The sequence below is a fragment of the Cobetia sp. 1AS1 genome (genome assembly GCF_029846435.1).
GTDB classification, from domain to species: Bacteria; Pseudomonadota; Gammaproteobacteria; order Pseudomonadales; family Halomonadaceae; genus Cobetia; species Cobetia amphilecti.
In genome coordinates this window covers 80,540-92,556 of record NZ_JARWKU010000010.1, presented here as the reverse complement: position 1 = coordinate 92,556, position 12,017 = coordinate 80,540, and the positions used below count along the sequence as shown (strand labels likewise).

The window sequence follows — 12,017 nt, the reverse complement described above, 5'->3', positions numbered from 1 at the left end:
TCAGGAGGCGCGAGGCACCGGCGGCTGCGCCACTTCCTGACCGCGCGACCAGGCCATCAACAGCAGCCCGAACAGCACCATCGGCAGCGACAGCAACTGGCCCATGGTCAGCCAGTCGAAGGCGATGAAGCCAAGCTGGGAGTCCGGCTGACGGAAGAATTCGGTGATGAACCGGAAGCAGCCGTAGCAGAGCAGGAATAGGCCGGAGATCAAGCCCTTCTGACGCGGTTCACGCGAGACGAACCACAGGATGGCGAACAGCGCGACGCCTTCCAGTGCAAACTGATAGAGCTGCGAGGGATGACGCGGCTCCGGCCCGTAGAGCGGGTAGACCATGCCCCAGGAGACATCGGTGATGCGCCCCGGCAGCTCCTGATTGATGAAATTGCCCAGCCGCCCTGCGCCGAGGCCGATCGGCACCATCGGCGCGATGAAATCGGTCAGCTGGAAGAAGGTCAGCTGATGGCGACGCGCGAACATCAGCATCGCGATCAACACGCCCAGCAGGCCGCCATGGAAGCTCATGCCGCCATCCCAGACCTTGAAGATCCACACCGGGTCCGCCAGCAGCTTGTCGAAGCCATAGAAGAGCGCATACCCCAGGCGGCCACCCAGCACCACACCCAGAGCGCCGAAGAAGATCAGGTCGCCCACCGCGTCCTGACTCAGGCCGACACGTGCGCGACGTGCTCGCGCCAGCCCCCAGGCTGCCGCGAAACCGATCACGTACATCAACCCGTACCAATGAATCTTGAAGGGCCCCAGCGCCAACGCCACGGGGTCGATCTCAGGATATTGCAACATGTGAAAACCTTGAATGAGGAAGTCGGGCTCTACCAACGTACTGGGCGATGCAGTCATCGCCTCTCAGGCGGGCAGAGCATAACAGTCAAAGCATGAACACGACCTGCCTGAGGCAGCGTATTCCCGCTCACGCCAGCAGAAACCGCAGTCCGACGACGACCAGAATCAGCGCGAACAGGCGCTTGAGCAGCAGAGCCGGCAAGGCATGCGCCAGCCGCGCCCCGAGGCGCGCAAACGGCACGGACGCCAGCACGATGCCCAGCCACGCCACCCAATGGACATAGCCGATGGCGTGCTCCGGCAGATTGGGGGCATGCCAGCCGACCATAATGTTGGTCAGTGCGGCGGTCAGCGCGATGGGAAAGCCTGCCGCGGCCGCGGTCCCCACCGCTTCGGTCATGCGCGCCTGCCAGCTGGAAAGCATCGGCACCATCACCGTGCCGCCACCGATGCCGAACAGCGAGGAAATCACGCCGACGGTACTGCCGCCCACGAACTGACCGACCCGCCCGGGCGCCTGGGCCATCTGGCCCACCTTGAGATCCAGCCCGAGCTTGGCCGCCACCAGCAGCACGAAGACGCCGAAGGCCAGCTTGAGCGTCTCGCCGCTCAGTTCACTGGCCAGCACCACGCCCAGCCCGGTGCCGACCACCAGCCCCGGCAACAGCCGCTTGAGCCAATCGAGGCGCACCGCACCGCGCTCATGATGTGCCCGCGCCGACGACAGCGAGGTCACCACGATGGTGGCCAGCGAGGTGCCGATCGCCAGGTGCATCAATACCTCCGGCGCGACGCCTTGCAGCACGAAGGCCGCGGCCAGCACCGGCACGATGACAAGCCCTCCGCCGATCCCGAACAACCCCGCAATCATGCCGGCGACTGCGCCCAACAGGGGATACCACCACCACATACCCGACTCCTTTCATGCTGCATTGTGGTGACTGTCTGCCGAGAGTGGCCCGGGCCTCTCAGCGCCATGACCGTCAGCCGTCTGTTGATAGCGAACCTTCGCCGCTGCCGGACGCGCGTGGCGTCAGCGTCACATCAGGCAGCCACATGCTGACCTTGTCGATCAGCGCCTGAGGGCGGTAGGGCTTGCCCAGATAATCATCCAGCCCGGCGGCGAAGAAGCGCTCGCGATCGGCCTCACTGGCATTGGCGGTCAGCGCGATGATGACACTGCGCCGCTCACTGCCGGCAGCGGCTTCCTGCTCGCGCCAGCGCTGGCTGACACTGACGCCATCCATGCCGGGCATGAAGATATCCATGAACACCAGCGCGTAGAAATGCTGGCCACGTGCGGCCAGCGCCTCTTCGCCGCTGCTGGCGGTATCGACCAACAACCCTTGCCGCCCGAGCACCGTGCGCGCCAGCATCGCATTCACCGGCCCGTCATCCACCACCAGAATGCGGGTTTCGGTCGGCTTGCCCGGCCATATCATCGGCAGCAGGATTTCCAGCGCCTGCTCATCGTCCAGGTTGATCTGGCGATAGCTGCCGCCCAGCTCGTCGATCAAGCGCCGCGCCATGACAAGGCTCGAGGGCGATTGATGACCGATATCGAGCCCGACATGTCCACGCAGCTCGAGCCGCAGACAGCAACAGCCAGCGCCCTCGTCCTCTGAGCCCTCTGCAGAGAACGCTGCATCGCGACAGGCCGGCAGCTCACAGGCTTGCTGCAGCTCAAGCAGCAGAGATTGATGACTGGCGCTCTCGCGGCGCACGCAGCCTTCCGCCAGATGCTCGAACAGCTGCGCGAGGCGGCGCACATCACCGCGCAATGCCTCCGGCATCGGTCCCAGCTGCCACTCGAAGGGGCAGCCGACATCATGATGGCGCTGCTGCATGTCCTCGAGCAGCGCCCCCAGCGTCTCGGTCGGCGAGAAGTCATTCTCTTCCAGCGGTGTCCGTACCACTTCCTCGCGCTCGGTCAGGGCGTCCAGCAGTTGCGCCACGCTGTCGAGGCGGCCCTGCAGCAGGCTGAGCTCGGCATCCTCGATATGACGCTCACGCCTGAGCTGACCAAGCTTGCGCACCAGCCCTTGCAGCGGCGGCGTCAGCTCAGCGTGCAGCATGTCCAGATAATCACTCTTCAGACGCGCTTCTTCGCGGGCACGGTCACGCGCGACCAGCAACTGCTGGCTGGCCTGATCGTGCTCCGACTCATCGATCATCACGCCGAGCACCTGCGCCGGGTCATTGTTGAAGCGACACAGCTCCAGGCGCATGCGCCGCATGCGGCCCTCGGCGTCATGTACCCGGAGCTCACGACTGCTGGGCACGCTGGGGTTGGGCTCCAGCATCAGCAAGCTGCCCACCGACCGGCCCAGCGCCTCATGCAATACCAGCCCGAACAGCTTCTCGAAGGCCGGGTTGGCCATCGCCAACAGCCCATGACGCATCACGAAGGCCGGCAGCGGCAAGGCATCCAGCTCATGGCCGCGACCACGACGCAGCAAGGCCACGGCCCCACGGTGACGCCGCAGGATGTCATCCGCCGGATAGGCCTGCCGCCCCACCGGCGGGTACTCCTCCATCACCTCACCATTCTCGATACGCTCGCTCTGGCGCGCCAACCACTCCAAGGGCTGCCCCAGGCGCTGGTCCATGCGCCTGAGGCGCCATTGCAGAATGAGCATGACGACGGCAAACACCAGCAGCAGCGCGCCACCACTGCCCAGCAACAGGGTCAGCAGCGGCACCTGGCCGGGCACCTCAAGTCGCGTGCTGGACACCAGGCGCCAACCAGTGACCGGCAAGCTGTCCCACACCACCACCTGAGTCCCGTGCGGGTCATCCAGTGTGGCACCGCGCAGGCTGGTATCCATCGCGCGGGCGATATCCGCGGGCAGCTCCTGGGAATGGCCGTCACCGACATTGCTGCTGGCCGCCCAGACGTTCAGGTGGTCATCGACCAGCCAGAAGGCATCCGAGGGGGCATGCCCCGGCAGCAGCAGGCGCGCCTCCATCTGCGGCAGCGCGAGATCCAGCCCGACACGCGCCTTCTGGCCATTGCTGAGTGAGACCTCCGCCAGCGCCGTGATCTGCGGCAGACCGGCAGGCCCCGGATGCGGCGGTAGCCAGACCACGCGCGCCGCACCATTGTCGGTGTTCTCGGCAAGCTGACGCACGGTGTCCGGCAGCACGCCAGTATAGGGCATGAAATCGCTGCCCGGCGCGAAGGCATCCAGCACGTTGAACCAGGGATAGAGCATGACCATGCTGTTATCGAGGCTCACGAACAGGCGTGAGATCAGGGGGTCCGACGAGTAGAGGTCCGACAGCAGCCACTGCATATGCATCAGTCGCCGCCCGGCGTCACGATCCTCATCGCTCAACGGCCCTGCGAATTCGCCGTAGAGTGCGGCCCCCCCACGCGATACCGGTCTGAACAGCTGGCCCTGCTCGGTGAGCGAGAACTGGTCCAGGCCATCGTCATAGGCGCTGCTCCCGTTGGCGCCGAAGTCGAGATGGCGCCGTGCATAGCGCGCCAGAATCTGCAGGCGACGCTGCTGGGTTTCCAGGCGCTCGCTGACCAGCGCCGTGGCCAGCGCATGCTCCTGCCGGAGTTCCCCCAGCGCGGTATCGACAGCGGCATGCTGCGTGCTGTCCCAGACCACGGCGGCCCCGACCAGAAAGCTCAACGCCACCGCCAGCTCCGCCAGCAGCAGCGGGCCAGCCGTCAGCCGAATCATGCGCGCCCAGACCTTCTCCAGGCCACTGGCGGGATTCTGGGCATTCGAAGCCATCGCCGCCGCAGGCGGTGGCTCGACAGAGGAAGCACGGCGCGAGAACATGATCTGAAAGCATCCTGTAGGTGAGGCGTCGGCAAGCCCGACCGCTGACCAGCGCAAGCTGTCGAGACAAAGCAGCAGCATACGCAAGCCGCCGTCAGGCGTCATGCAGTGCCAGCGTGACAGAGGCGCTATTTTCTCCCGACCCCCTGATGGAGTGGCGACATGTGCCTGATGGCATTTGACTGGCAACCGGACTCGCCGCAGGGCGAATGCCTGCTACTGATCGGCAACCGGGATGAGTTTCACGCACGCGCCACCGCCGGGCTCTGCGTGTGGCCGGATGGTGTCCTGTGCGGCGGACGCGACCTGGTGGCCGGCGGCGGCTGGCTGGTCATGCACCCCGCCGGCAGCCTCGCCACGCTGACCAATGTGCGCCAGCTGGACCACCCTGCCCCGACGGCCAGCATCAGCCGTGGCCAGCTGGTCGCGGCCGCGGCGCGTCAGGCGCTGGGTCGATGCTCGCGCTGGCGCCTTGAAGACTGGTTGCGCGCACTGGTCGCGGGAGAGAGCGTGCCCGCGGCACTGGAGGGAGCGGACGCACAGAAGCTGTCTGCGCTGACGCTTGAGGCCGTGGACTGGTGCAACCTGCTGGTCTGCGATGGCAAGGCGTTGTGGCGCCTGCATCATGGCCCGCAAGGGGCCGAGGTGAGCCGCCTCGGCGCGGGCATCCACAGCCTGAGCAATGGCCATCCCGAGACCGACTGGCCCAAACAACGACGCCTGAGTGACCGCCTGGCAGTCCTCCTCGACCCGTCAGTCCGTGCCGGTCAGACAACCGCACGGCCATTGAGCGACGACGCGCTGCTCGACCTGCTCAAGGATGACTGGCGGCCCGCGCCGACTCAGCTACCGGCCACCGGACTCTCGCCCGAACGCGAAGCCCTGCTGTCCAGCCCGTTTATCGTCAGTGCCGAATATGGCACGCGGGCCTCGACCCTGGTGCGCTGGCAACGCCACCCGACAAGGGATACGACTGATCCGTCCGGAGTGGTGCAGACCCTGACCCTGCTGGAGCGCCGTTTCAGCCCTGAGGGTCATACCATCGCCAGCCGCAGGGCCATGACCCGCTTGCTCTCCACGGGGAGCGACGAGGAAGGAGATATCGGCAGCTGGCGGCTCAGCTAGTCGTCTCACCAGCCTTCTGTGCCACAGGCGCGTTGTCGCGCGGCGGCAGCAGATGGGCCAGATCCCAGGCCTGCAGGCGGTGGAGCAACAGGTCATGAACCTCATCGGCGGTGGGCTGACACAGCACCTCGTCCACCAGCCCCTGCGCCGCACTCAGTGACACCCGCCGAATGGCCGCACGCACGCGTGGCAGACTCGGGGCATTCATCGACAGGCTGTCAAAGCCCATGCCCAGCAGCAGCAAGGCCCCGGCGGGGTCGCCCGCCAGCTCACCGCAGACGCTCACCGGCATCTTGAGCGCACGCGACTCTTCCGCCAGACGCGCCAGGGCGCGCAACACCGCCGGATGACAGGCATCGTAGAGGCTTGCCACGCGCGGGTTGTTGCGGTCCACCGCCAGCAGATACTGGGTGAGATCGTTGGAGCCCACCGAGAAGAAGTCGACCCGGGTGGCGAGCGCTTCCAGCTGGTAGAGCGCCGCCGGCACCTCGATCATCACGCCGACACTCGGTCGCGAGACGTTGATGCCCTCTTCGGCCAGCTCGACCAGCGCCCGATTGACCAGCGCCAGCGCCGCATCGACTTCCTCGATTCCCGAGATCATCGGCAGCATGATGCGCAGATTGTCCAGCCCTTCCGCGGCACGCAGCATGGCCCGCAGCTGCACCATCAGCACCTCGGGGTGATCGAGCGTCACCCGGATGCCCCGCCAGCCCAGGAAAGGATTGGCCTCGTTGATCGGGAAATAGGGCAGGTCCTTGTCACCGCCGATATCCAGCGTACGCATGGTGACCGGCAGCGGCGCGAAGCCCAGCAGCTGCTCACGATACAGACGCGCCTGCTCCTGCTCGCTGGGGAAGCGGTCACTCATCATGAACGGCACTTCGGTGCGGTAGAGCCCGACCCCGCCGACCCGCGACTTGAGCGACGCGACGGAATCCAGCGCCAGGCCGGTATTCACCATCAGCGGCAGAACATGACCATCCGGGGTCACGCTTGGCAGATCCTGCTCCTGTTCCAGCAGCGCACTCAACGCCTGCTCCTCCTCGATCAACCGTGAATAGTAGGCGCCGAGCTCAAGCTCGGGACGCACTACCAGTCGACCACGGTGACCATCGAGAATGACCGGTGCACCGCCCAGTCGCGACAACGGAAGATCCACCATGCCAAGCACGGTGGGAATCCCCATCGCACGCGCCAGGATGGCGACATGCGAGGTACTCGAGCCACTGACCGCGACCAGCCCCTTGAGGCGTTCCCGCGGGACTTCCCCCAGCGTGGCGGGACTGATCTCGTGACCGATGAGGATGGTGTTTTCCGGGTATTCGATCGGACCGCTGTCACCCTCTTCCTGCAGGTGTGACAACACGCGGCGCCCAAGATCCCGTATGTCGGCGGCTCTTTCGCGCAGATAGTCGTCATCGACCCGCTCGAGATACTGCACATGGCGGCGCACGATATCGGCCAGCGCCGCCGGCGCCCACTGTCCTTCACGGATGCGCTTCTCGACTTCCTGCCCCAGCGCCGCGTCACCCAGCATCTGCTGATAGACCTCGAACAGCGCATGCTCCTGGGTGGAGATACGACTGGCGAGACGCTCCGCCGCGACGCGAATCTCTTCGCGCACGGCGTTGATCGCCTCCTTGAGGCGTGCGATCTCGAATTCGATATCGGTGGGGATCAGGTCGGGGACGGCGTCCAGGTCGGCAGGCGGAGACAGCACGAAGGCCTTGCCGATGGCGATACCGGGCGAGCCGGCCACGCCGGAGAAGGTCGCCTGGCCGCTGGTACCGGCCAGCTTGCCCAGCGCCCCGGTGGCCAGCGCATGGGCCAGCACTCCCGCCAGCTGCGCGCCGAGGGTAACAAGGAAGGCTTCCTCCCCTTCATCGAAACGGCGCTTCTCGTGCTGCTGGATGACCAGCACCCCGAGCACACGACGCTGATGGATGATGGGGACACCGAGGAAGCTGGAGAAACGCTCTTCTCCGGTCTCCTCGAAATAACGGAATTGGGGGTGTGCGGGCGCATCCTCGAGGTTGAGCGGCTCTTCTCTGAGCGCCACCATCCCGACCAGGCCCTCGCCACGTGCCAGACTGACCTGCCCCACCGACGACGAGCGCAGACCGATGGTGTCCTTGAGCACGAAGCGATCGCTTTCCGGTGCCAGCAGATAGACGGAGCAGACGTCCGTCTTCATGGCCTTGCGTATGCGCAACACCATGGTCGCCAGTGCCGCGTCCAGAGAACGTGCGCCATTGACCTCCTGAACGATACGACGTAGCACCTCAAGCATGGAGTACCTCAAGCATGGTGTATCTCGCGCATCGAAGACGTCGAGAAGGTGATTGCTCAGCCACGGCGGCGTGCCCCACGCTCAGCCACCCGCGCCCATCAACGCCATCAGCCGGACGAATGACGTCCGTGACCCTCGGAGCTGGCGCCATCGGCCCCGGAATCTGCGGCACCTGTGCCATCGAGCCCTTTGGCCGCCGCCGCATTGGCGGTACCGACCGGTGAGCCACTGGCGCCAGACGGCCCGCAGGCACCCCGCACCTCATGCAGCGATGGCCCCTCGGCGAGCGCCTTGAGCCGCTCGGTGTCTACCAGACGCTGCAGACGCGGCGCCAACTCACGCAGGGCGCGTCGATAGACCTCGCGCTTGAAGGCCACGACCTGCCCCAGCGGATACCAGTAGCTTACCCAACGCCAGCCATCGAATTCAGGATTGGGTGTGGTATCCACACTTACGCGGTTGTCCTGACAGCGAATCTGCAACAGGAACCACTTCTGCTTCTGACCGATGCAGATCGGTCGGGAGTGCGTTCTTACCATGCGTCTGGGTAACCGGTAGCGCAGCCATCCACGGGTGCAGGCCAGTATCTCGACGTCCTCAGCTTTCAGGCCGATCTCTTCTTCGAGTTCACGAAACAGCGCCTGTTGCGGTGTCTCGTTTGGCTTGATGCCCCCTTGCGGAAACTGCCACGCATTCTGTCCTACCCGGCGCGCCCAGAGCAGCTGGCCCTCACAGTTGGCAATGATGATGCCAACGTTGGGGCGAAAGCCGTCAGCGTCGATCACGGATGTCACCTTTGATTCGTTAATTGAAACCATTCTTCCACAAAGGCTGAAAGCGCTTCAATACGCGGTTTGGCGGTGTGAAAGCCCGAGCACCTCTGCAATAATCGCTGCCTTCACGCTATTGCAGTGCAACACGGCCGTGCGAGACTGCTCGTCGGCCACCGTACACCCGCGCAAACACTGGGCCGGCACCCTATCGTGCTCTGTTGTCCGTGTCTGTCGCCCAGCCGAGTGTGGCTGGGCAGAGCAAGGAGTTTTCCGTGAGTCTGGCCATCTTTGATCTCGACAATACCCTGATCGCCGGGGACAGTGATCACGCTTGGGGCGAATTTCTGGTCGAACAGGGCGCTGTCGACGCCAACGTCTACCGTGAAGCCAACGAGCGCTACTACCAGCTCTACCAGAGTGGCGAGCTGGACATTCACGAATACCTGGCCTTCTCACTCAAGCCATTGTCCGAGAACAGTCCGGAGCAGCTGGCGGCCTGGCACCAGCAGTTCATGGCCGCCAAGATCGAGCCCATCATCCTGCCGCGGGCGGAAGAGCTGCTGGCACGTCACCGGGCACGCGGCGACACCCTGCTGATCATCACCGCCACCAATCGCTTCATCACCGCCCCCATCGCGGACCGCCTGGGCGTCGATGAGCTGATCGCCATCGAGCCCGAGATCGTCAACGGCCGCTACACCGGTCGCGTCAGCGGTGTCCCCAGCTTCCAGGCCGGCAAGGTGACCCGCCTCGAGGCCTGGCTGGCCGAGCGTGACCACACCCTGGATGGCAGCACCTTCTACAGCGACTCCATCAATGACCTGCCGCTGCTGGAGCGTGTCGATACTGCCATCGCAGTGGACCCGGATGAGCAACTGCGCGCCGCCGCTGACGCGCGCGATTGGCGGATCATTTCGCTGCGCGACTGATAAAAGACTGATTTACATGAAGTTTCTCGATCCATAAGGTCGAGCAGCCTCAGCTATAAGGTTTTCATGTGGCTACAAGCATTCACCATAAAGTCGACCTTATTTGCTGAATCATTTCGCACAAGATGTGTCTATAATGTGTGTCCATCGAACCGTCGAGCCTGGTGCGGCAACTTTTGCCCCGTCACGGCAGGACGGCCTCCGGAATCCCGGTCGGGTCCGGGGGATGTCCCTCACCAACCTTGAGCGTGAGCAGCCATGTCCTCAACGACATACGATGTCCTGATTGTGGGTGGCGGCGTGTCCGGCACCGCCCTTCTCTATGAACTCGCCCGCTACACCGACCTCAAGTCGGTCGGCCTGGTGGAAAAGTACGACCACGTCGCGATCGTCAACTCGCACGGTCGCAACAACTCCCAGACCATTCACTGCGGCGACATCGAGACCAACTACACGGTCGAGAAGGCGCGTGTGACCAAGCGCACCGCGGGCATGGTGGTCAACTTCGCCACCAAGCTCAGCGAGAGTGAGCGCGATCACATCGTCTACAAGTATCCGAAGATGGTGCTGGCGGTCGGTGCCAAGGAATGCCAGTTCCTGCGCAAGCGTTTCGACACCTTCAAGCAGCTGTTCCCCAACCTGAAGCTGCTCGAGCGTGATGACATCGCCGAGCTGGAGCCGAAGGTGGTGGAAGGTCGTCGTCCTGACGAGGAAATCGTCGCGCTGGGTTCCACCGACGAATATACCGCCGTCAACTACACCACCCTGTCGGAAGCCTTCGTCAGCGAAGGCGAGAAGGCAGCGGCCGAGAAAGGCATGAACTTCGACGTTCGCCTCTCGACCGCCGTGGAAGACATCCGCAAGGAAGGTGACGTCTACAAGGTCAAGACCGACAAGGGCGAGCTCAGCGCACGCTATGTCGTGGTCAGCGCCGGCGGTCACTCCCTGCTGTTCGCCCACAAGATGGGTTACGGCCTGGACAAGTCCTGTCTGCCGATGGCCGGCTCCTTCTACTTCACCCCGAAGGTGCTCAACGGCAAGGTCTACACCATCCAGAACGAGAATCTGCCGTTCGCCGCCGTCCACGGCGACCCGGACGTGCTGGTGGAAGGCAAGACCCGCTTCGGTCCGACCGCCCTGATGCTGCCGCTGCTGGAGCGCTACAACGGCAAGACCTTCTGGGAGTTCCTCAAGGTGCTGCGCATGGACCGCAACGTCGTCAAGGCCCTGTGGGACCTGATGAAGGTGCGCGACATCCGCAACTACATCTTCAAGAACTTCATGTTCGAGGTGCCGGTGCTGCGTGAGCGTCTGTTCCACGGCGACATCAAGAAGATCGTGCCGAGCCTGGACGTCAAGGACGTCAGCTTCGCCAAGGGCTTCGGTGGCGTTCGTCCGCAGTTGATCGACAAGAGCAAGCAGAAGCTCGTGATGGGCGAAGCCAAGATCAATCCGGGCACCGGCATCGTCTTCAACATGACGCCGTCACCGGGTGGTACCAGCTGTCTGGGCAACGCCGAGAAGGACATGTATCTCGCCCAGGAATTCCTTGGCTTCAACATCGACAAGGAAACCTTCGAGCGTGATCTGCTGACCGGCGAGATCGAACTGACCGAGATCGAGCGTCCGGAAGCCTCCTCACTGATGTAAGCCTCTTTCGAGACACGCATCGGGATGAGCATCAAAAAGCCCCGCCAGCATTCGCTGGCGGGGCTTTTTGATGGGTGCCTGTCGATGGGTGCCTGTCGATGGGTGCCTGGCGGTAGGCGGCCTCAGGACACCGACTGACCCGACGGGGCCGACTGGGCCGACTGGGCCATGGGCTCGTGCACCGCATGCAGACGCTGGATCAGCTGATCCTCCAGCGCGAAACGCTCGGTCAGCCCCTGCTGCAGGCGGGCCAGCCATTCCGGCAGTCGGGCGCGATAGTGCTGGCAGCGGGTAGGACTGGAGAAATCCTCATCGAAGGACAGCACCAGCTCGGTGGAGGGCTCCAGGCGCTGCATCAGCTGCTCGCAGACCGCCAGCGCCGCGGTGTCCTCGAAGACACGGCCTTCTTCCTTGAGCTGAGGATAGACCTCGAAATGCCCCGCCGAGATGTAGTCCATCAAAAGCTCGATGAAGCGATTGACGCGTGTCATCTCGAGCTGCTCGAGGTCATTCACGCAGGCCTCGTGCAGATCCATGAAGCAGACCAGCATCTCGCGTCGCTGGTCCAGCCAGCGATCAACCAACTGATGAACGCCACGAAAGCGTTCCGCCGCAGTGGTGCATTCCTCCAGCATGGGCGCCTCCT

Annotated in this window: 8 protein-coding genes and 1 pseudogene; 3 read left to right on the top strand and 6 right to left on the bottom strand. The window is 64.2% G+C overall.

The annotated features are described in order from the left end of the window. The 3 genes from lgt to QD280_RS14885 form a co-directional block, all read right to left on the bottom strand. A complete protein-coding gene (gene lgt / locus QD280_RS14895) occupies positions 1-804 on the bottom strand; it encodes a prolipoprotein diacylglyceryl transferase (protein WP_054555578.1) in 804 nt (267 codons plus the stop codon). Between the two features lie 127 nt (positions 805-931). Next, positions 932-1,714: a sulfite exporter TauE/SafE family protein gene (locus QD280_RS14890; protein ID WP_279839855.1), complete on the bottom strand. Its 783-nt coding sequence runs from the start codon at positions 1,712-1,714 to the stop codon at positions 932-934. A gap of 73 nt (positions 1,715-1,787) precedes the next feature. Next, complete coding sequence (locus QD280_RS14885; protein WP_279839854.1) at positions 1,788-4,601, bottom strand: response regulator; 2,814 nt, start codon at positions 4,599-4,601, stop codon at positions 1,788-1,790. 162 nt (positions 4,602-4,763) lie between these two features. Here QD280_RS14885 and QD280_RS14880 point away from each other — a divergent pair, with 162 nt between their 5' ends. Continuing rightward, positions 4,764-5,726 carry an NRDE family protein gene (locus QD280_RS14880; protein WP_279839853.1) on the top strand — a complete coding sequence of 321 codons (963 nt, stop codon included), beginning with the start codon at positions 4,764-4,766 and terminating at the stop codon, positions 5,724-5,726. Here the strand turns inward: QD280_RS14880 and ptsP are convergent. Continuing rightward, positions 5,719-8,019, bottom strand: a complete 2,301-nt coding sequence (gene ptsP, locus QD280_RS14875) for a phosphoenolpyruvate--protein phosphotransferase (protein ID WP_052384254.1) — start codon at positions 8,017-8,019, stop codon at positions 5,719-5,721. The two genes, QD280_RS14880 and ptsP, sit on opposite strands and share 8 nt — an antisense overlap. Positions 8,020-8,330: 311 nt before the next feature. Continuing rightward, positions 8,331-8,804: pseudogene (locus QD280_RS14870) on the bottom strand (RNA pyrophosphohydrolase); the annotation flags it as partial. Between the two features lie 260 nt (positions 8,805-9,064). Here QD280_RS14870 and QD280_RS14865 point away from each other — a divergent pair. Further along, positions 9,065-9,721 carry an HAD family hydrolase gene (locus QD280_RS14865; protein ID WP_054555583.1) on the top strand — a complete coding sequence of 219 codons (657 nt, stop codon included), beginning with the start codon at positions 9,065-9,067 and terminating at the stop codon, positions 9,719-9,721. A 258-nt stretch (positions 9,722-9,979) separates the two neighbouring features. Further along, a complete protein-coding gene (locus tag QD280_RS14860) occupies positions 9,980-11,371 on the top strand; it encodes an FAD-dependent oxidoreductase (protein ID WP_043331433.1) in 1,392 nt (463 codons plus the stop codon). Between the two features lie 122 nt (positions 11,372-11,493). Here QD280_RS14860 and rsd read toward each other — a convergent pair whose 3' ends face one another. Then, on the bottom strand, positions 11,494-12,006 hold the full coding sequence (rsd, locus tag QD280_RS14855; protein ID WP_215823319.1) for a sigma D regulator: 513 nt from the start codon (positions 12,004-12,006) through the stop codon (positions 11,494-11,496). Between the last annotated feature and the right edge of the window lie 11 nt (positions 12,007-12,017).